A 19,187-nucleotide genomic window follows, 5' to 3' on the forward strand; every position below is an offset into this window, starting at 1 on the left:
AACCGACGGAGTGCAACAAATGCCATCCTGACGACAGTTCAGTGTTGACCCCCCTCATATAAGCAAATGCCACCAGCCGGTGATCGTGCGCGGTGGCCGTGATGCTCGGGGAATTCCGGCCCAAAGCCTCCGTTTGCGGGAAGTGCAAATTTGGTGACTGCATTCCTTGACCCATCTCATCTCATCCAATATATATAAATGAGTAACAACTCACTCACTTTCAGCTAGCGGAAATATGGCGCGTCCCCTCAGTGAAGAAAAGCGACAGGCACTGCTCAATGCAGCGGCGGACTTTGTCGCCAGCCTGGGCACTGGCGCGTCCACGGCTAAGATCGCAAAGGCTGCTGGCGTTTCGGAGGGGACGTTGTTCACTTACTTTCCAACCAAGGACGATCTGCTCAACCAACTCTTTCTCGAGATCGAGGCCGACCTCACGAATACGATGCTGGCGCCATATCCCGCGGGCGCCTCCACCAAAGACCGGCTATTCGCGGTTTGGAACCGTCTGATCGACTGGGGGCTGGCTCACGCCACGGCGCGCAAGGCCCTTCGCCAGTTGAAGGTGTCGGATCGCGTGACAGCGGAAAGCCGGGGCCGGTGCCACGCCATGCAGTTGGATGCCCGTGCGATGGTTGAAGAGTGTCTTGCCGGCCATGCCGCGCCTGACAGAATAGCCTTCTACATTGATACCATTCTCTTCGACTTGGCCGACATCAGCATCAACGCGATCACCGCCAAACCCGAGGAAAGTGATGCCATCCGACAGGCCGGGTTCGACCTGTTCTGGAACGGGTCTGCAGCCTAAGTTTTAACTGATAAATGAGTATGTAGTCACTCATAGACAAGGGATAAAAATGTCGATTAGCAAGGGTTTCACCGAAGCCGATGTTCCGGATCAGTCCGGCAAGACCTTCATCGTTACGGGCGCCAATGCCGGCGTCGGTTTCGAGATTGCGCGCGTCCTCGCCACCCGACGCGCACGTGTGTTGCTTGGCTGCCGCGATCAGGCAAAAGGGGAAGACGCGATCGCCCGGATCCGAAAGATCACGCCCGCCAGCGAACTAGCATGGCTGCCGCTCGATCTCAGCGATCTTGAGTCCGTGCGAGCGGCAGTCGAAATCGCTGGAAAAGAGCCGCGCCTCGATGGGCTGATCAACAATGCGGGCGTGATGAACCCCCCGCTTATGCGGACGAAGCAGGGGTTCGAACTGCAATTCGGCGTCAACCATCTCGGTGTCTTCGCGCTTACCAGTCTGCTGTTGCCCAAGCTCGCCGAGACGCCGGGCGCGCGCGTGGTCGTGACCTCGAGCGTCGCGCATCTGAAGGCCAAGATCGAATGGGATGATCTGAACGCCGACAAGAGCTACCAAAAGAATGATCGCTACGGCGCCAGTAAGCTGGCGAACGCGCTGTTCTTCTTCGAACTCGATCGTCGACTGCGCGCGGCGAAGTCACCCGTCACGGCGATCGGCGTCCACCCTGGCATCGCCGCAACGAGCCTTGGTCGTCACATGGGGCTTGCCCAGCTCGCAGGCCCGATCGTCGGTCTGGTGCTCAACAGCGCTGACAAGGGCGCGTGGCCGGCGCTTCTGGCTGCAACCGGCAACGCGGCACCTGGGGGGTATTACGGTCCCACCGGCTTTGGCGGAATCCGCGGTGTAGCCGGCAAAGCAAGGCGCGCGCCGCATGCCGAAGATCCAACACTTGCGAAGCGGCTGTGGGAGGTCTCGGTGGCGATGACAGGGATCGATCCCGGCCTCCCGGCCGCGTGATTTCACTCATTGGGCGGCATTGCGCCGCACCTACCTTACTCTTCAAATGGAAACGGTGATCATATGTCGGAAAAAGTCTGGTTCATCACGGGTGCCTCACGCGGATTTGGCCGCATCTGGGCTGAAGACGCTCTCAAGCGGGGTGACAAGGTCGTCGCAACCGCGCGATCTCTGGCCGCTATCGCGCCCCTTGCCGATGAGTTCGGCGACGCCGTCCTGCTTTTGGCGCTGGACGTGACCAACCGCGATCAGGTTGCCGATGTCGTCGCGAAGGCGCACGCGCATTTCGGCCGTCTGGATATCGTCTTGAACAATGCCGGCTATGCGCTCATCGGCGCGATCGAGGAAGGAAGCGAGGCCGAGGTTCGCGCCGAGTTCGATACCAACGTTTTCGGCCCTCTTACCGTTATCCAGGCAGCCCTTCCGCTTCTGCGCGCGCAGCATAGCGGTCATATCATCGGCGTCTCCAGCGTCGCAGGCGTCTATGCCGGCCCGATCATCGGGTTTTATCACGCCTCCAAGTGGGCATTCGAAGCGCTCCATGAAAGTCTTTCGAAGGAAGTCGCGCAGTTCGGCATCAAGGTCACGCTCCTGGAGCCTGGCCCATACGCGACAGACTTTTCGAGCCAGTCCTCGCTGAAGCTCGCCACGGGCATCGACGCCTATGCCGAGACGCGAGCACAGGTCTTCGCCGGCGGCGCAAGCACGAAATTCGGCGATCCTGCTGCGACCTCGGCGTCTCTGTTCAAGGTCGTGGATTCGGCGGAGCCTCCCCTGCGCATCTTCCTTGGCACGGAAGGGCTGCCGGTGGCGCGCGCTGCCTTTGCCGAGCGTCTCGCCGTTTGGGAAGCCTGGGAGGATGCTGCGAATGCAGCACAAGGCGAGCCCAAGAAACAAGCCCTCGACCTTTGATGGGATGGAGCATGAGACTGGAGCGTCTCCGCCCCAGTCTCATGCTCGCGAACTGCGAACTGGCTGCTTGTGGCCGGAGCTTCTATCAGAAGCGGATCGGCGATGGGCTGAGCGGGTGCGTCCCGCCTTTCCCGAATCCACCCGTCACGGACATACCTGCGATCTAAATGAACCGGCAGCTTGGCTTCTCCCAACGGTCAGCGCGGCCGGCCACAACGGTTTTCAGAGGCGGCCCTTCAGACCTGCCTGACCTTCAAGGTGCTGCTTGGCTTTCCGCTTCGCCAGACGATCGGCTTTGTCTCCAGCCTGCTGTCCCTTTCCGGCCTGGATTGGCCCGTTCCCGATTACACGACCCTGTGTCGGCGCCAGAAGATGCTCAACGTGAAAATCCCTTACCGCACCGGCGGCGGCGCACTCCATCTCCTCATCGACAGCACCGGCATCAAAATGATGGGCGAAGGAGAATGGAAGCGCCGCAAGCATGGCCCCTCCTATCGCCGGCAATGGCGCAAGCTGCATCTTGGTATTGACGCTGATACGCTTGACATCCGGGCCATCGAGGTCAGCGACAACCGAACCGGCGATGCGCCTGTGTTGTCGCAGCTTCTCGCCCAGATCCCGGAAGACGAGCAGATCGGCGCTGTCAGTGGCGATGGAGCTTACGACACGCGCGCGTGTCACGATGCGATTGCCGGACGCAGCGCCAGCGCCGTCATTCCTGTGCGACGCAATGCAAAACCATGGAAAGACACATCACCAGGAGCAAGAGCGCGGAACGAGGCGCTGAAAGCGACACGCCGTTTGGGCAGAACCATCTGGAAGAAGTGGAGCGGATATCACCGACGAAGTCTCGCCGAGACGAAGATGCACTGCTTCAAGCTCTTGTGCGGCAAGGTCTTAGCCCGAACTTTCGACAGGCAGGTCAACGAACTCAAGATCTGCGCCGCTATCCTCAACCGATTTGCTCAGACCGGAACCCCGGTCACCGTGCGCGTGCCACAGCCCAGAACCCTACCTGCCAGCACCTCGCCCTCATCTACATTTATGCAACAGAGCCATTCAGAGACGTGGCAATCGCCTGTTCGCCCAGCCTCCGGTCGACGAAATCCCGGTAGATGTCGCGAACGACTGCGATTTCCTCCGGTGGTCCCGGCACGAGAATGACGCGATCGGTCTGGATACTCTTGTGTTCGAGCCGGCGAAGCTCGAACTTCGGGTTTCCCGTTTCGTCGACAAGGAGCCGGCGCAGGCCGAAGCCAGCAGGGCCACCTTGCCGGAATCCTTTTCTGATCAGGGTCGTCTGGCCCATGTGGACCTTGGTCGACAGCACGCGGCTGTGATCTGCAGCCGAGCTTTGTGAGACGAGGAGCTGGATTCTCGATCCGATGTCGCCGTCATTCTGGAATCGTTCGCCGCAGAACTCGATCCGCACTCCGGCTTTCTTGCAGCGATAGGCGTAATATGTGCTTTCGTCGGCATCCTGGAACCGCCCCCAACGGCTGACGTCATAGACCAGAATGAGCCTGAAATCGCGGTCCCACTCTCTACATCTGCAATCAGCCTCTGAATACCCGGCCGCCCTTCGAAGGTGAGACCGCTGATACCCTCGTCCGCATAGGTGCGGACGATGTCGATGTTGTTGCGGGCCGCATATTCTCGGATGGCGTCCGCCTGATTTTCCGTCGAATACTTCTGATGTTCGGTTGACATTCGCAAATATTGGGCGGCTGGCACCGGGCATTCAGCAGAAATTTCCGCGCTATCTGTTCCAATCATGCACACACCTCGCATGGCCAGAGTGAGGTATATGCGGATGCTTCTAACCGTTGCTCACATAACCTTCCGTCCGCGAAACCGTATTGGAGGATCGAGGAAAGATGTTGCACAAAAACGGAAAGGATATTCAGGTCCGCAAGTCTGGCCGCCCCCCAAGATTCGACTATGCTGAGGTCATCAGCGTTGCCTTGCGGTCAGAGATCCGGGACTACGCGACCGCCATAAGGATCATCTCGAACTGGACCGATGCCTCCGAAAGCACCGTGATAAACTGGTTGAGCGGCAGGACAGGGCCGAACGACCTGTATTTGATCCGTCTTCTACGCAAATCGGATGAAGTGTTGCTGACGGTTCTTGGTCTCGCGCAACGTCTGGAACTACTGGACCGATATTATGCGGAAAGGGGCATGGCGGGCGCATTGATGCTGAATGCCCGGCCAAGGAATGGAGGAGCAACTGGAAGTCTGGACCGAACTGTGCGTGTCCCTGTTGATGACCCTGATGACCCCGATCGTGTCCCTGATGGGCACCCTGGTCTGAATATCAGGCAAAGTTGGTTCATACGTCAGCTCAGGTTGAACCCCGAAGTCCGTGCAACACATATTGCGGAGTTTTTCGGCGTATCGGTGAAGACGGGAAAACGCGATATCGCACTGCTCAAGCGGCAGAAGCTCGTATCCTGGTCAGGATCCGCTCGAAGAGGGTGCTACACGCCTTTGGTCTGATGCAATGATGCAATGCTGGGGCTGCGGTTCGATTCCGTTCAAGGCGAGGGATACGAGACATCCGGACTGGGCGGCATGTTGCCGGCTTCCCGTCACCTCAGTCGGGTGGAGATTTCGCGTTACTGCCCTTGATTTGAACGCCCAGGAAGCGTCAGGAGCGGATACTTGGTCAATGCGACCCGAGGGTCTCAACTGGGGCCGACTGCAGAATGGCCGGATTTCGCGGCAAGAAGCCTGAGGCAGACGTTTTCTCTGCCAGATCGGCCAACTAAAACTGGTCGGGAGGCCGGCAGCGCGTAACGACAATATCATTACAGTACTTGTAAAGATGATGTCATTACGCTATATGGGGTGAAGATAGGAGTTTCCATGCCGACGTCACACACCAGTAAAAGCCCGGAAGCCAGCGTGCCGCTGAATATCCGCATTAAGCCGGCGACACGCAACCTGATCGACCGTGCCGCCGAGCTGCTTGGGAAGACGCGCACGGATTTCATGCTGGAGGCGTCCGAGCGCCGCGCCGAGGAAGTGCTGCTCGACCGTGCCATATTCACGGTCAACCCCGAAATCTTTGCAGAGTACCTTGCCCGCCTCGATGCGCCCGCGCAACCTAATGAACGCCTGAAACGCACCATGACGACCAAAGCGCCGTGGGATGAGGCGTGACGCTCAGCGCACCGGCACCACTTGCCGACCATCACGAACTGACCGAATTCCATTCCGGCGTCTCTGAGCTGGATGACTGGCTGCGTCGTCGTGCTCGCGCAAATCAGGCCGGCGGCGCATCGCGCACCTTCGTCGTGTGCGAGGGCAACCGTGTCATCGCCTGCTATGCGCTCGCCTCCGGAGCGGTGAAGCAGCCGGAAGCACCTGGTCGTTTCCGGCGCAACATGCCCGACCCGATTCCGGTTGCCGTCCTCGGCCGCCTCGCCATCGACCAGACCTATCAGGGACGGGGCATCGGCAGGGCATTAGTGCGCGACGCAGGCCTGCGTCTGCTCAATGCCGCCGAAGTTCTCGGCATCCGCGGCTTGCTGGTGCATGCGATCTCCGATCATGCGCGAGCCTTCTATGAGGCGGTCGGCTTCCTGCCTTCACCGTCCGATCCGATGATGCTGATGGTCGGGCTGCATGATCTCAACAGCGCGCTGAATCCCTAACCACGTCAATTCGCTCGGCCTTTGTGGAAGATGCGGTCCGCTCAATCCCGCGCGGCGGTATCGTGCGCAACGAGGCCAGCTCTTTCTCGAGTCGGGTAACACGTCGTTCAAGGTTCAGAATAACCTCCCCCTGAAGATCATCGATTCCGGCGAGGGCTTCTTCCCATTCTCTCCACTTTTCAAAAAAGCGTTTTAGCATGCTGCTGCCTCTGATGTTTATGATGCTCGCGACTGGCTCGTTCGACTTTCAAGCCTGTTGTTATCCCAGAGCGTGGGCTCCGCCGGGATCGCCACATCCGCCGACCGCCTGAGGCCGGTCGCTATGATCGAAACCTTTAGTTTTTCGCCGAGAGTTTCATCAAATAGGCGCCCAGAGTGATTTCTGGATTCGCGTCGACCTGATCACGGAGGCACCGCGCTGCCTCGTAGACGTCGAACAACGTCAGTCCCCGACGGGCCGCGATCGACACGAGAATGCTTCTGGCACCCCTGAGCGTCGCCACCCCGAAAAGCGGGTTTTATAGCGCTTCATCTTCCGGACCTGTGCTGTTTAGGCCGGTCATTCACTCCAACGCCGGAACAGGGCACTCGCATTCACGCCTCCAAACCCAAATCCATTGGTGATTGCATAGTCCATCTGCACAGGCCTGGATTTGTTCGCGACAAAATCGATTCCGTCGCCAGCGGGATCGGGAGCATTCAGGTTCAGCGTTGGCGGTGCCACCTGATCCCTGAGTGCCAGGATCGTGAAGATTGCTTCCAACCCACCTGCGGCGCCGAGCAGGTGTCCCGTAGCGGACTTCGTGCCACTGACCGCGATCCCTGCTGTCGAACCGAACACTGTCTTGATAGCCTCGATTTCTCCGCGATCGCCGAGCGGGGTCGACGTGGCGTGCGCGTTGAGGTGCTGGATCTCATATGGAGAAACGCCAGCCTGCTTGATGGCAATTTGCATCGCTCTTGCGGCGCCGGATCCGTCTTCAGGACCGGAGGTCGCGTGATAGGCGTCCGCCGTTGTTCCATAGCCCACCAGTTCGGCCAGCGGCTCAGCCGCGCGAGCCAGCGCATGGCTCAGGGACTCGATCACCAGGACTCCGGCACCTTCACCCATTACGAAGCCGTCACGCATCATGTCGAAAGGCCGGGAGGCGAGGGCAGGGGTTTCATTGAAGCCGGTCGAGAGAGCCCGGGCGGCGGCGAAGCCTCCGAGGCTTACGGTGTTGATACATGCTTCCGTGCCGCCACAGACGGCAATGTCAGCCTCGTTCGCCCGGATCATGCGGGCCGCGTCACCAATTGCCTGGACGCCGGCCGCACATGCTGTCACCGGAGCTCCCAGCGGTCCCTTGAGACCATGTCGGATGGATATCTGGCCTGCCGCGAGGTTCACCAGGAACGATGGAATAGTGAAGGGCGAAAGGCGCCGCGGCCCTTTCTGGTCGACGGTTCGTACCGCGTCGGTGATCGCTGGAAAGCCTCCGATCCCTGATGCAATGATCGTCGCCGTTCGGAGGCGGTCCTCTTCCGAGACAGGCTTCCATCGGGCTTGCGCCAAGGCCCCGTCCGCCGCCGCCAGCGCGAAGAGAATGAAGCGATCAACCTTGCGCTGATCCTTTGGCGGTAAGACGCTGGCGGGATCGAAACCAGCTTCGGGATCCCCTTCCAGGGAGGGGACAACACCTCCGACCTTGGCGGGGAGATCGCCGACAACCTCGTCAGAAAGACGGCGGATGCCAGACTCGCCCGCCAGCAGGCGGCTCCAAGAGCTGCTGACGTTGGCACCGAGCGGACTGACCGCTCCCATACCTGTTACGACGACTCGACGCATGATGACTCCAAAAGTAAAATCTCGCATTCTCACGGACAGCGGATGCTGAACCGATTTACGAACTTGTTCGCTCGTTACTCGGCCGGCTCCGTGGCCGCGACACGCCCTGCTTCGGCAGCTGCTGCTTCAAGCAGACGGTCTGCCAGCTTCTCATCGGTCACGATGCGTGACAGAGTGACCGCTCCGACCATGAGCGCGAGCATCGCCATGGCCTTGCGGGACGCATCGTCATCGTCACTACTGGCCGGCATCAGTTCTTCGAGAACCTGCAGGTGGGCTTTGATGCCGTCCTGAAACGGCTTGCGAACGTCGACGCTCTGGCGCGCTGCATCGGCTCCAAGGGCGACCAGCGGGCAACCGTCCCCGGTTTCCCCACGGTGTCCCGCCGATAGATAAAGATCGATGACGCCGTGGAGCGGATCCGGGCTCGAGGCAGCGACCGAGGACCACCTGCGGGTCGCGCTTTCCATCGCGCGCCGCGACGCTAGTGCCGCCAAGTCGTCCTTGGATTCGAACTGCTTATAGAAGCCGCCCTGGGTGAGACCGGCACCTTTCATCAAATCCTTAAGGCCGATGCCATCGAAGCCGCGCTCACGAAAGAGCCTGCTGGCGACGTTGATGACCGTCTCTCGGTTCGCTTCGGCCTGGGCGCGACTGACTCTCATGAATATCTCCTTTTAGATTTCAGTTGACATCTATAATGCTTTTAGAGTTAGATTGCAATCTAAGACTTATGCCGCCACCGTCAAGAAGGCCAGTGTCATGAAGCGAAAAATCCTCCTCTCAACCGTGGCAGTGGTCGCCCTCGTCGGTGTTGCCGCTGCAATTTTATTGCTGCCGCCGACGAGCAAGGAAGCCGAGGCCGCGGATCCCCGTAGTCTGGCTCCGCTCGTCAGCGTGACGAAGGTCAAGACCCCCGACACAGTAAGCCGGAGCTTCACCGGCACGGTTGCTGCCCGGGTGCAAAGCGATCTCGGTTTTCGAGTCCCCGGAAAGATTGTCGAACGGCTTGTCGGTCTTGGCGAAGAAGTCAAAGCCGGGCAGCCTTTGATGCGCATTGATGACACCGACCTGCGCCTTGCCCTGTCGGCAAAGCGCAATGCCGTTGCTGCGGCCCGGGCAACATTCATTCAGGTGCAGGCCGACGAGCGGCGGTATGCCGCCCTCGTCAAGAGCGGCCTGGCAGCGTCTCCACAGAGATACGAACAGTCGAAGGCAGCGTTCGATACCGCGACTGCCCAGCTCGCTGTGGCGGAAGCAGAGGCGAAGGTCGCCGAGAACGAGGCGGCCTATGCGGTTCTCGTCGCGGCTGCGGACGGCACGATCGTTGAGACATTGGGCGAGCCGGGGCAGGTGGTCTCAGCTGGCCAGCCGGTTGTCCGGCTGGCAAAGGCAGGACCTCGAGAGGCGCTCGTTTGGTTGCCTGAAAATCTCAGGCCTGAAATTGGTGCCGTAGCGCAGGCCACCATTTATGGCCGGAGCCCGGCCGAAAAGGCGGCACTCAGGCAAATCTCCGATGCCGCCGATCCTCAAACCCGAACCTATGAAACACGCTGGGTATTGCAGGGTTCTGCGGCGTCTGCGCCGCTGGGGGCAACTGTCACGATAAGCCTGCAGAACGAAGCGGCACAGTCACATGCCGAGGTTCCCGTTGGCGCGCTTTTGGACGACGGCGCCCGCACGGGTGTCTGGGTTTTGGATGAGCGGAATTCCAGCGTTCATTTCCGGGAAGTGAAGGTCGAGCGGCTCGGCGAGGAGAGGGCCATCGTCTCAAACCTGACGGCCGGGGAAGCGATCGTTGCCCTTGGAGCGCATTTGCTTCAAGACGGCGCAAGCGTGCGCACCGGCGTGGAAAAAGCAGAGGCGGCCAACTGATGAGCTTCAATCTCTCAGCGCTTGCCGTCCGTGAGCGAGCCGTCACCCTGTTCTTCATCGTCCTGCTGGCCGCTGCCGGCGCCTATGCCTTTGTCAAGCTGGGTCGAGCCGAAGACCCGTCGTTCACCATCAAGACGCTGACCGTTACGTCCGTTTGGCCGGGCGCGACCGCGCGCGAAATGCAGGATCTCGTTGCCGAGCCGCTCGAAAAGCGCATCCAGGAACTCACCTGGTACGACCGTGTGGAAACAACCACGCGGCCGGGTTATGCCTTCCTGACGGTTACGCTCAAGGACAACACTCCGGCGTCGGCAGTGGAGGGGGAATTCTACCAGGCGCGCAAAAAACTCGGCGATGAAGCTCGAAATCTTCCCCCCGGCGTCATTGGTCCTTTTGTCAACGACGAATATTCCGACGTCAGCTTCGCCCTTTATGCCTTGAAAGCAAAGGGCATGGCGATGCGCGACCTCGTGCGACAGGCCGAGACGATCCGCCAGGACATGCTTCACGTTCCTGGCGTGAAAAAGATCAATATTCTCGGTGAGCAGCCGGAACAGATTTTCGTCGAGTTCTCCTATTCCAAACTGGCAACTCTCGGGGTCTCAGCGCAAGACATCGCTGCTGCCCTGCAACGGCGCAATACCGTGACCCCTGCAGGATCGATCGATACGCAGGGCCCCCAAGTTTTCATTCGGTTCGATGGTGCATATGACAGCGTCGAGTCGATTGCCGATACGCCGATCGTCGTTGCCGGACGCGTCCTCAAGCTGTCGGATTTTGCCGCGGTACGGCGCGGATATCAGGATCCCGCCACCTATCTCATTCGCCATGACGGCGAACCCGCCATCATGCTCGGGGTGGTGATGCAGCAGGGCTGGAACGGGCTGGAGCTCGGCAAGGCGCTGGAAGCGCGGTCCGCGACGATTGCGCAGAGCCTGCCGCTTGGCATGACGCTCGCGAAAGTGAGCGATCAGGCGGTGAACATTCAGGAAGCCGTCGGCGAGTTCATGCTGAAATTCGCCATGGCGCTCGGCGTCGTCCTGTTCGTCAGTCTTGTCAGCCTTGGCTGGCGCGTCGGTATCGTCGTGGCACTTGCCGTTCCGCTCACGCTCGGCGTCGTCTTCCTGATCATGCTGGAGACCGGGCGGTTTTTCGATCGCATCACACTCGGCGCGTTGATCCTCGCGCTCGGTCTACTCGTCGACGATGCCATCATTGCCATCGAAGTCATGGTGGTGAAGATGGAAGAAGGCATGGACCGCATCAAGGCGGCCGCCTATGCCTGGAGCCACACGGCAGCCCCGATGCTGTCGGGAACTCTTGTCACTATCATCGGGCTCATGCCGGTTGGCTTTGCCAGATCCACAGCCGGTGAATATGCAGGCAATATCTTCTGGATCGTCGGCTTCGCGCTGATCGTCTCATGGATCGTTGCCGTGATTTTTACACCCTACCTCGGCGTCAAGATGCTGCCCGCGATCAAGCCGGTGGAAGGCGGTCATCACGCCATCTACAACACCCCGAATTACCGGCGCCTTCGCAGCCTCATCGAGTTCGCGGTCCGTCACAAGTTCCTCACCTGCGGTCTCGTCGGCGTCGTCATGGCCGTCTCCGTCGTCGGCATGGGATCCGTGAAGCAGCAGTTCTTCCCGACGTCGGATCGTCCCGAGGTTCTGGTGGAAGTGCGCATGCCGGAAGGAGCTAGCATCGAGACGACGACTGCAACCGTCGAGAAACTGGAAGGCTGGCTGAAGGAACAGCCCGAAACGAAGATCGCCACTAGCTACGTCGGTCAGGGCGCACCGCGCTTCTTTTTCGCCATGGCGCCCGAACTACCGGACCCGGCATTCGCCAAGATCGTCGTGCTGACACCCGATGCGCATGCGCGCGAGGCTTTGAAGAATCGCCTGCGTGCGGCAATCGCCAGCGGACTCGCTCCAGAAGCTTATGTGCGGGTGACACAACTCGTGTTCGGTCCCTACACGCCGTTCCCAGTCGAGTTCCGCATCATGGGACCGGATGCGGACGAATTGTATAAAATCTCCGAACAAGCCCTCGCTCTCATGAAGACTGTGCCCGACGTTCGCCAGGCGAACCGGGACTGGGGTAACCGCACGCCTGTACTGCGCTTTGTTCCCGATCAGGACCGGCTCAACCTTATTGGCCTTTCTCCCGCAGAGGCTGCCCAACAGATGCAGTTGCTGCTGAGCGGAGTGCCAATCACGCAGGTTCGCGAAAACATCCGTAACGTCCCCGTGGTCGCGCGGAGCGCCGGCGAAAACAGGCTCGATCCGTCGAGGCTGGCGGACTTTTCGCTGATGAGCAGGAATGGCTGGCCGGTCCCGCTCGACCAGATCGGCCACTCCGAGATCCGCTTCGAAGAGCCGATCATGAAGCGCCGTGACCGCACTCCGGTCATCACCGTCCGCTCTGACATCAACGAAGCGACCCAGCCGCCGGAAGTATCGCAGCAGGTTCTGAAGGCACTTCAGCCGCTGATCGCCACTTTGCCTGTGGGCTACCGCATCGAAATGGGTGGCAACATCGAAGAGTCGCTGAAGGCAAACGTGGCACTCGTCCAGATTTTCCCGGCCATGATTGCCGCCATGCTGATTGTCATCATCCTTCAGGTTCGCAGCCTGTCGACTATGACGATGGTGATGCTGACGGGGCCGCTCGGGCTCGCCGGCGTGGTTCCAGTCTTGCTCATATTCAATCAGCCCTTCGGTTTCAACGCCATCCTCGGGCTGATTGGTTTGGCGGGCATCCTCATGCGCAATACCTTGATCCTGACGGAACAAATCAAGGAGAATCAGGCGGCTGGTCTCGATGATTATCATGCGGTTATTGAAGCGACCGTGCAGAGAACAAGGCCCGTCATCCTGACTGCCCTTGCTGCCGTGCTCGCCTTTATTCCGCTGACGCACTCGGTCTTCTGGGGATCCATGGCCTACACACTGATCGGCGGCACGGCCGTCGGAACGGTGATGATCTTGCTGTTCCTTCCCGCGCTTTACGCAACTTGGTTCCGCATCAAGCCGCCTAAGAGGGAGTCGCATCAGCAGTCCGGGGAGGAGGCTCCCAACCTTAAACTGGCGATTGCGGCCGAGTGACCCTCATGTCCAGTCTATGCACTCGCCTGGCTGATCCTGGGAAGGAAAAAGACAGCGGCTCAGCATCGATGGTCTGGGACGCCCATTGGGCGTCCCAGGGACATAAGCCGAATAGTCAAGCGCTCGAGCTATCTTCCACGGATTCGGACGGTGTGGTTTTGGCACGGTGGCGCAAGCTTATTCTGGATGTCGCGGAAGAGCACATTCGCCGTATCGGTCATCGCAAGACAACAGTTGCTGACATAGCGTTCAACCTGGGTGTAAGCCGAGCAAACGTGTACCGCTTTTTTCCGACGAGAGCGGCAATCAATGAGAGTGTTTGTGCCCAGATCGCCAACAGGACCCTCGACGTTGCGCGCGAAATCTCGCGCGAGAGCGCTCCGGCAGGCAGCAGGCTTGCTGATATGTTTGCCGCTCTTCATCGACATACTCAGTTGCAACTAGCGGAAGAACGGCACACTCAGGAGCTGTTCGTCGCCGCCATAGAGGGCAAGTGGGAGGTCGCGAAGTGGTACTTCGATGAAATGACGAAGATATTTGAAGCGACCATTCGTGAGGGCTTGGAGGCCGGGGAACTTAAAAGCCGTGATGCTGGTGATGCTGCTCGGTGCGTCATGGCAGCGATTATCTCGTTCGTTCACCCGGGGCTCATAGAGCAACGGATTGGCGGTGACGAGGATGTGGAGGATGAACTCGAAGCTCAGACCCGCTTTGTATTGCGGGCCCTGGGGAACACGCCTGGCCGCCCCTCGGCGTTGGGGAGTTTGCCCAACAGCCCGCCCAAGGGGCGGCAACCTGATGGCAGTTGCGGAAGGCATGACTCAGTTACTTGAAAGGAAAACAGATGCAACACACCGCTGATACGGGAACACAAATCTCCGTTGTTGAAAACTTGGATGCCGCCTCGGGGAAACGGGCCCTCATCACAGGCGCATCAAGCGGCCTTGGGCTCGAATTTGCCGAACTGCTGGCGGCGCAGAAGGTCAATCTCGTGCTCGCTGCCCGGCGAAGGGAGCCAATGGAAAAGCTCGCCGGGGATCTTCGCCGGAAACATGGCGTCGATATCCTTGTTGAGCCCATCGATCTTGCCGCGCCTGGAGCCGCTGGCCGTCTGAAAAGCAGCCTGGATGAGAGGGCGCTAAAGATCGACATTCTTGTGAACAATGCCGGATACGGATTGCACGGCGAATTTCTGGAAACGCCGCTCGAGCGCACGACCGATATGATTCAGCTCAACATCACGGCGCTCACCGAGCTAAGCTATGTTTTCGGGCGAGACATGGCAGCCCAGGGATCCGGGCAGATCCTTCTCATTGCCAGTCTCTTGGCGTTTCAGCCTGTTCCCAACTTTGCTGCTTACGCCGCGACGAAGTCTTATGTGCTGGCCTTTGGAGAAGCTCTGCACGACGAACTTCGTCCGCAAGGGGTGATCGTCACCAGTCTTTGCCCGGGGCATACTGAAACGGGATTCGATGCAGCGGCCGGCGCCCCGGTCTCGGCCACGCTGCGCCTTCTGACGATGAAACCCCGTCCCGTCGCGGTGACCGGTCTGCGAGCGCTGTCACAAGGGCAGGCGTCCGTGATTGCCGGGTTCATGAACAACATCGTTGCATTTTCACATCGCCTGACGCCGCGTTCCATGCAGCGGGCGTCAATGAAGCGAATTCTGGGGCCATAGAAACGATAACGGTTGCCGCCTCGCACGCTGTCGATCTGGGCCCTGCGACATCATGGTTTCTCATCAGGGGTAGGTTTTTGGACGCTGGGTGCTCGCCTAGACCGGGACCCCGCTAACGACGGCGCCTTAGGTGGAGGTGCGGATCACGAGGGTGCCTGGCAGTGTCACCGTCTCAGGCTCCAGCCGACCCGCAATCATCCCAACGATGACCTGGATCATCTCCTGGCGCGGCTGCTCGTATGTGGTGAGGCTGTAGGCTGGCGACCCGCAGAATTCGTAATTGTCGAAACCGACAACGGCGATGTCTTCGGGGATCCGCAAACCAAAACGGCTGCGGATCTCATCCATCGCGCCGAGCGCCAGGATATCATTTTCGCACATCAGAACGTCGACCCGGTCGGCGCGGGCGGTCTGTTCGAGATAGCTGCGGACCGCTACGGCTCCGGCTTCTGCACTGTATTTTTCCGCTGAAAGGACCGCGATCTCGTCGACGCCCTTCTGCTTCCAGAAGTCGGCGAAGTGTTGCCGTCGCCTCAGGGCGGTGGAGAGCGCTGTTGCGCCTGTCATGAAGCCGGGGCGGCGGTATCCCCTTTCGTGCAGATGATCGACGATCTCCCGCAGCGCCAGTTCGGCATCACACACAACGGCCGGCACGCCCTCGATCTGGCTGTCTCTCGCGAGCACGAACATGGGCGGCGTCCCCCGGCCCAATTGCAGATCGCTCAGCGTCTCGCTGCGAAACGCCGTACCGAACAAGATGACGGCGTCGACTTGGCGCTGGTCGGCGTGAAGCAGCGCGTGCACGTGGTCGAAGTGGGTGTTGATATTGATCAGTACGGCAACCAGCCCCTCGGCCTGCAGTCTCTCGGTCAATGTTTCGAGGAAGGGCAACTTCTGAGGGTTGGAAAAGTCATCGACAAAGACGGCCACCTGATTGGTGGAATTCGTCGCGAGGCTGCGGGCAAGCAAGTTCGGCGAGTAGTTGAGCGCTGCGGCCGCTGCGAGGACCTTGCGCTTGCTTTCCTCGGCAATCGACGCACCCGGAGTGAACGCCCGTATGACCGTCCACTTCGAAACACCTGCGGCATCCGCCACTTCTTTCGCCGTCGCCCGTTTGCGCATGGAGCCCCCTGTGAAATGGAATACACATTCCATTTCGAATTTCAGATGAAATGAATGCTTGCTTTTAAATCATCTCTGCGTAATATGCACCTGTTTGCACCCGGTAGCAAAGAAAATGCACCCGGTAGCATTCGCTATATCGCCACCCGGTGGAGTGGTTGGCGACTGGAGGAGGAACAAATGAAATCCATTCTGAAGAAGCTCGCAGTCGGCGCGGTCGTTATCGGCGTCGCCGCCACGTTGACCGTGAGTGCAAAAGCTCAGGAACCGACCATCATCGCGGTAACGCATGGCCAGGCGTCCGATCCGTTCTGGTCGATCGTTAAGAACGGCATCATGCAGGCAGGCAAGGACAGCAATGTCCAGGTCGACTATCGGGCGCCGGAGACCTTCGACATGGTGGCGATGGCGCAGCTCATTGAAGCTGCCGCGAACCAGAACCCTGCCGGCATCGTGATTTCGAACCCGGATCCGGACGCGCTCGGTCCGGCAATCGAGAAGGCGGTTGCCGCGGGCATCCCGGTCATTTCGATGAATTCTGGCATCTCTGCAGCCGAAAAGCTTGGTATCAAGCTGCATGTTGGCCAGGACGAACTTCCGGCAGGCATCAAGGTGGGCGCCAAGCTCAAGTCGCTCGGCCTCAAGCATGTGCTGTGCGTGAACCAGGAAGTTGGCAATGCCGCACTTGACCAGCGTTGCGCCGGCACGGAGCAGGGGTTTGAAGGTGGTAAGATGACGATCCTGCCGACGACCGCCGACCCGGCCGAGATCGAAGCAAAGATCCAGGCGGCACTCACTTCCGACCCGTCGATCGATGTGGTGCTCGGGTTGTCCGCTCCGCTCGTCGGTGAGCGCGCCGTCGTCGTCGTCGAGAAGATGGGTGTTGGCGACAAGGTAAAGGTTGCCTCCTATGACCTCTCGGCAGGCTTTCTCCAATCCGTTGCCGACGGCAAGGCGTTGTTTGCTGTCGATCAGCAGCCCTACCTGCAAGGCTATCTGCCCGTGACGTTCCTGGCACTCAATGCGCGTTACGGAACCATTCCGGCCGGCAACGTGGCATCCGGTCCGAGCTTCGTCGAAAAGGATGCGGCCGCATCCGTTATCGAAAAATCCTCCCAGGGTATCCGCTAGACGGAACCGTGGCAGCTCTCGCTCCGGCGGGAGCTGCCCTCATCGCCCGACCGCTCCGCGCACAGCGTGAACGGGACGGATCGCGCACGGATAACAACTATACTGCTGAGGTACGACCATGACCCTCGCCAACGAACAGAAGGGGTCTGTTGCCAGATCCGACGAGCGGCTGAAGAAGGTATCGACATTAACCGGAGTTCTACGGCGTCCCGAACTCGGCGCCGTCGCCGGTCTGGTGCTCGTAACCGTCTTTTTCCTGCTGACCGCGAACCCCGCCATGTTTACGCTGGCGGGTGTCGTAAACTTCATGGCGCCAGCCGCCCAGCTCGGCATTCTCGCCGTCGGTGCGGCCCTCCTGATGATCGGCGGAGAGTTCGACCTGTCGATCGGCTCGATGGTCGCCTTTGCCGGTCTCGTCTTCGGCACAGCGCTTGTCGTCTGGCAGGTGCCGCTGAGCGTGGCGATTCTTGTCGCGATTGCTTTTGCAGTCTTTATCGGGGTGACGAACGCGCAGCTCACCATGCGCACGGGTCTGCCTTCGTTCATTGTCACGCTTGCCTTTCTTTTCATCTTGCGCGGTCTGACGCTCGTCGGCCTGAAATGGGCAAGCGGCGGCGCAACGCAACTTCGGGGCATGAAAGAGGCTGTGGCCGGCAGCCCGCTCGCACCGCTCTTCTCCGGAGACGCTTTTCCCGGCCTGTTCACCTGGCTTGCGAAGGTGGGTGTCATTGACACCTTCCCGAACGGCACGCCGAAGGTTCCGGGCATCCCGGTCGAGATCCTGTGGTTCGTCGCCATCGCGCTTCTCGCCACCTGGGTATTGTTGAGGACACGCTTCGGCAACTGGATCTTTGCAGCGGGCGGTGATCCGCGCGCCGCGCGCAAGTCGGGCGTGCCGGTTGCCAGGGTCAAGACGACGCTCTTCGTCGTCACCGCCCTTTGCGCCACCCTGGTCGCCATCCTGACGGTGCTCGACGCGGGCTCGACGGACGCGCGTCGCGGCTTTCAGAAGGAGTTCGAGGCGATCATCGCGGCGGTCATCGGCGGCTGCCTGCTGACCGGCGGCTACGGCTCCGCCATCGGTGCCTTCTTCGGATCGATCGTCTTCGGTATGGTGCTGATTGGCCTGACCTACACGTCGATCGACCAGGATTGGTATCTCGTTTTCCTCGGCGGCATGCTGCTGACCGCCGTCGTCTTCAACAACGTCATCCGCAAACGCGTCACGGGAGAACGCTGATGAGCACATCTCAGACGCCCCTCGTCGAGGTGAGGAACCTCGTCAAGCATTTCGGCTCGGTCATCGCCCTCAATGGTGTGTCCATGAATGTCTATCCGAACGAGGTGCTATGCCTGCTCGGTGACAATGGTGCCGGCAAATCGACCCTGATCAACACACTTGCCGGCGTGCACAAGCCGACCTCCGGCGACTTCCTCGTCGATGGCCAGCCCCGGGTTTTCTCCGGCCCGCGCGACGCGCTCGATGCCGGCATTGCCACGGTCTACCAGGACCTTGCGATGATCCCGCTGATGTCGGTGACCCGCAACTTCTTCATGGGGCGGGAGCCTTTGACCGGTTTCGGTCCGTTCAAGCGCATGAACATGGATGAGGCCGACAATGTGACCCGCGACGAGATGCACAAAATCGGCATCGACGTGCGCGACCCACAGCAGGCGGTCGGCACGCTTTCGGGCGGCGAACGGCAATGCGTAGCGATCGCCCGCGCGGTCTATTTCGGGGCAAAAGTGCTGATCCTCGACGAACCGACGTCGGCCCTCGGCGTGGCCCAGACCTCGATGGTGTTGAAGTACATCAACCAAGTCCGCGCCAAGGGTCTCGGCGTGATCTTCATCACCCACAATGTTCGCCACGCCTATGCGGTCGGCAACCGCTTCACGGTGCTCAATCGCGGCAAGACGCTGGGGACGTACACCAAGGACGCGATCGGCATCGAAGAGCTTCAGAATCTGATGGCCGGTGGCAAGGAGTTGCAATCCCTCTCGGAAGAGCTCGGCGGAACGATCTGATCGAATTCACATTCCAGTCTGTCGGTGCGGCACCCTTTGCGCCGCTCCACCCAAAGTCATGTCCAAA

At 60.0% G+C, this 19,187-nt stretch carries 17 protein-coding genes and 2 pseudogenes; 14 read left to right on the top strand and 5 right to left on the bottom strand.

Annotated elements, in window-relative coordinates; translation table 11 throughout:
• The first annotated feature begins 235 nt into the window (after positions 1–235).
• The 4 genes and pseudogenes from AC244_RS13925 to AC244_RS38065 form a co-directional block, all read left to right on the top strand.
• Entirely contained in the window at positions 236–805 is a 570-nt protein-coding gene (locus AC244_RS13925) for a TetR/AcrR family transcriptional regulator (RefSeq protein WP_053249427.1), read from the top strand.
• 49 nt (positions 806–854) lie between these two features.
• Positions 855–1,772, top strand: coding sequence for an oxidoreductase (locus AC244_RS13930; protein WP_053249428.1), 918 nt, complete (start codon positions 855–857; stop codon positions 1,770–1,772).
• A 63-nt stretch (positions 1,773–1,835) separates the two neighbouring features.
• Positions 1,836–2,684 (top strand): SDR family NAD(P)-dependent oxidoreductase, encoded by an 849-nt coding sequence (locus AC244_RS13935; RefSeq protein WP_053249429.1) that lies wholly within the window; start codon positions 1,836–1,838, stop codon positions 2,682–2,684.
• Between the two features lie 183 nt (positions 2,685–2,867).
• Positions 2,868–3,680 (top strand): annotated as a pseudogene (locus AC244_RS38065) (IS5 family transposase); the annotation flags it as partial.
• A gap of 294 nt (positions 3,681–3,974) precedes the next feature.
• On the opposite strand, the gene AC244_RS35210 reads toward AC244_RS38065, so the two are convergent.
• The gene (locus tag AC244_RS35210) at positions 3,975–4,475 is read right to left on the bottom strand and encodes a recombinase family protein (protein ID WP_321166227.1); all 501 of its coding nucleotides are present in this window, start codon (positions 4,473–4,475) and stop codon (positions 3,975–3,977) included.
• Between the two features lie 86 nt (positions 4,476–4,561).
• Here AC244_RS35210 and AC244_RS13950 point away from each other — a divergent pair, with 86 nt between their 5' ends.
• The 3 genes from AC244_RS13950 to AC244_RS13960 all read left to right on the top strand — a co-directional run bounded on the left by AC244_RS13950 (position 4,562) and on the right by AC244_RS13960 (position 6,345).
• Positions 4,562–5,185 (top strand): hypothetical protein, encoded by a 624-nt coding sequence (locus AC244_RS13950; RefSeq protein ID WP_053249432.1) that lies wholly within the window; start codon positions 4,562–4,564, stop codon positions 5,183–5,185.
• Positions 5,186–5,554: 369 nt separating this feature from the next.
• Positions 5,555–5,851 (top strand): DUF1778 domain-containing protein, encoded by a 297-nt coding sequence (locus AC244_RS13955; RefSeq protein WP_053249433.1) that lies wholly within the window; start codon positions 5,555–5,557, stop codon positions 5,849–5,851.
• On the top strand, positions 5,848–6,345 hold the full coding sequence (locus AC244_RS13960) for a GNAT family N-acetyltransferase (protein WP_053249434.1): 498 nt from the start codon (positions 5,848–5,850) through the stop codon (positions 6,343–6,345). The genes AC244_RS13955 and AC244_RS13960 overlap by 4 nt, the downstream gene beginning before the upstream one ends.
• Positions 6,346–6,680: 335 nt before the next feature.
• Here AC244_RS13960 and AC244_RS38840 read toward each other — a convergent pair.
• From AC244_RS38840 to AC244_RS13970, 3 genes and pseudogenes are all read right to left on the bottom strand, one after another.
• A pseudogene (locus tag AC244_RS38840) lies at positions 6,681–6,851 on the bottom strand (hypothetical protein); the annotation flags it as partial.
• Between the two features lie 53 nt (positions 6,852–6,904).
• Complete coding sequence (fabF, locus tag AC244_RS13965; RefSeq protein ID WP_053249435.1) at positions 6,905–8,173, bottom strand: beta-ketoacyl-ACP synthase II; 1,269 nt, start codon at positions 8,171–8,173, stop codon at positions 6,905–6,907.
• A gap of 74 nt (positions 8,174–8,247) precedes the next feature.
• Complete coding sequence (locus tag AC244_RS13970; RefSeq protein WP_053249436.1) at positions 8,248–8,838, bottom strand: TetR/AcrR family transcriptional regulator; 591 nt, start codon at positions 8,836–8,838, stop codon at positions 8,248–8,250.
• Positions 8,839–8,935: 97 nt separating this feature from the next.
• On the opposite strand from AC244_RS13970, the gene AC244_RS13975 reads away from it, so the two are divergent.
• The 4 genes from AC244_RS13975 to AC244_RS13990 are packed head-to-tail and all read left to right on the top strand — an operon-like array spanning position 8,936 to position 14,839.
• A complete protein-coding gene (locus AC244_RS13975) occupies positions 8,936–10,048 on the top strand; it encodes an efflux RND transporter periplasmic adaptor subunit (RefSeq protein ID WP_053249437.1) in 1,113 nt (370 codons plus the stop codon).
• Positions 10,048–13,161, top strand: a complete 3,114-nt coding sequence (locus AC244_RS13980) for an efflux RND transporter permease subunit (protein WP_053249438.1) — start codon at positions 10,048–10,050, stop codon at positions 13,159–13,161. Before AC244_RS13975 ends, AC244_RS13980 begins: the two co-directional genes overlap by 1 nt.
• Before the next feature lie 5 nt (positions 13,162–13,166).
• Positions 13,167–13,994: a TetR/AcrR family transcriptional regulator gene (locus AC244_RS13985; protein WP_152975946.1), complete on the top strand. Its 828-nt coding sequence runs from the start codon at positions 13,167–13,169 to the stop codon at positions 13,992–13,994.
• Between the two features lie 11 nt (positions 13,995–14,005).
• Positions 14,006–14,839, top strand: coding sequence for an SDR family NAD(P)-dependent oxidoreductase (locus AC244_RS13990; RefSeq protein WP_053249439.1), 834 nt, complete (start codon positions 14,006–14,008; stop codon positions 14,837–14,839).
• Between the two features lie 126 nt (positions 14,840–14,965).
• Here the strand turns inward: AC244_RS13990 and AC244_RS13995 are convergent, their stop codons facing one another.
• Positions 14,966–15,961 (bottom strand): LacI family DNA-binding transcriptional regulator, encoded by a 996-nt coding sequence (locus tag AC244_RS13995; protein ID WP_053249440.1) that lies wholly within the window; start codon positions 15,959–15,961, stop codon positions 14,966–14,968.
• 180 nt (positions 15,962–16,141) lie between these two features.
• On the opposite strand from AC244_RS13995, the gene AC244_RS14000 reads away from it, so the two are divergent.
• The 3 genes from AC244_RS14000 (at position 16,142) to AC244_RS14010 (ending at position 19,120) form a co-directional block, all read left to right on the top strand.
• Entirely contained in the window at positions 16,142–17,092 is a 951-nt protein-coding gene (locus AC244_RS14000; RefSeq protein WP_053249441.1) for a sugar ABC transporter substrate-binding protein, read from the top strand.
• A gap of 118 nt (positions 17,093–17,210) precedes the next feature.
• A complete protein-coding gene (locus tag AC244_RS14005) occupies positions 17,211–18,332 on the top strand; it encodes an ABC transporter permease (protein WP_053249442.1) in 1,122 nt (373 codons plus the stop codon).
• Positions 18,332–19,120 (top strand): ATP-binding cassette domain-containing protein, encoded by a 789-nt coding sequence (locus tag AC244_RS14010; protein ID WP_053249443.1) that lies wholly within the window; start codon positions 18,332–18,334, stop codon positions 19,118–19,120. The genes AC244_RS14005 and AC244_RS14010 overlap by 1 nt, the downstream gene beginning before the upstream one ends.
• Positions 19,121–19,187 lie beyond the last annotated feature (67 nt).

The sequence above is a fragment of the Ensifer adhaerens genome (assembly GCF_001270265.1).
GTDB lineage: Bacteria > Pseudomonadota > Alphaproteobacteria > Rhizobiales > Rhizobiaceae > Ensifer > Ensifer adhaerens_B.

Bases quoted from the DNA above. Each gene is read 5' to 3' on its own strand.
- AC244_RS35210 (WP_321166227.1), bottom strand. From the start codon at position 4,475: ATGCGAGGTGTGTGCATGATTGGAACAGATAGCGCGGAAATTTCTGCT.
- AC244_RS14005 (WP_053249442.1), top strand. From the start codon at position 17,211: ATGACCCTCGCCAACGAACAGAAGGGGTCTGTTGCCAGATCCGACGAG.
- AC244_RS14000 (WP_053249441.1), top strand. From the start codon at position 16,142: ATGAAATCCATTCTGAAGAAGCTCGCAGTCGGCGCGGTCGTTATCGGC.
- AC244_RS13970 (WP_053249436.1), bottom strand. From the start codon at position 8,838: ATGAGAGTCAGTCGCGCCCAGGCCGAAGCGAACCGAGAGACGGTCATC.
- AC244_RS13975 (WP_053249437.1), top strand. From the start codon at position 8,936: ATGAAGCGAAAAATCCTCCTCTCAACCGTGGCAGTGGTCGCCCTCGTC.
- AC244_RS13950 (WP_053249432.1), top strand. From the start codon at position 4,562: ATGTTGCACAAAAACGGAAAGGATATTCAGGTCCGCAAGTCTGGCCGC.
- AC244_RS13995 (WP_053249440.1), bottom strand. From the start codon at position 15,961: ATGCGCAAACGGGCGACGGCGAAAGAAGTGGCGGATGCCGCAGGTGTT.
- AC244_RS14010 (WP_053249443.1), top strand. From the start codon at position 18,332: ATGAGCACATCTCAGACGCCCCTCGTCGAGGTGAGGAACCTCGTCAAG.
- fabF (WP_053249435.1), bottom strand. From the start codon at position 8,173: ATGCGTCGAGTCGTCGTAACAGGTATGGGAGCGGTCAGTCCGCTCGGT.
- AC244_RS13985 (WP_152975946.1), top strand. From the start codon at position 13,167: ATGTCCAGTCTATGCACTCGCCTGGCTGATCCTGGGAAGGAAAAAGAC.
- AC244_RS13955 (WP_053249433.1), top strand. From the start codon at position 5,555: ATGCCGACGTCACACACCAGTAAAAGCCCGGAAGCCAGCGTGCCGCTG.
- AC244_RS13990 (WP_053249439.1), top strand. From the start codon at position 14,006: ATGCAACACACCGCTGATACGGGAACACAAATCTCCGTTGTTGAAAAC.
- AC244_RS13980 (WP_053249438.1), top strand. From the start codon at position 10,048: ATGAGCTTCAATCTCTCAGCGCTTGCCGTCCGTGAGCGAGCCGTCACC.
- AC244_RS13935 (WP_053249429.1), top strand. From the start codon at position 1,836: ATGTCGGAAAAAGTCTGGTTCATCACGGGTGCCTCACGCGGATTTGGC.
- AC244_RS13930 (WP_053249428.1), top strand. From the start codon at position 855: ATGTCGATTAGCAAGGGTTTCACCGAAGCCGATGTTCCGGATCAGTCC.
- AC244_RS13925 (WP_053249427.1), top strand. From the start codon at position 236: ATGGCGCGTCCCCTCAGTGAAGAAAAGCGACAGGCACTGCTCAATGCA.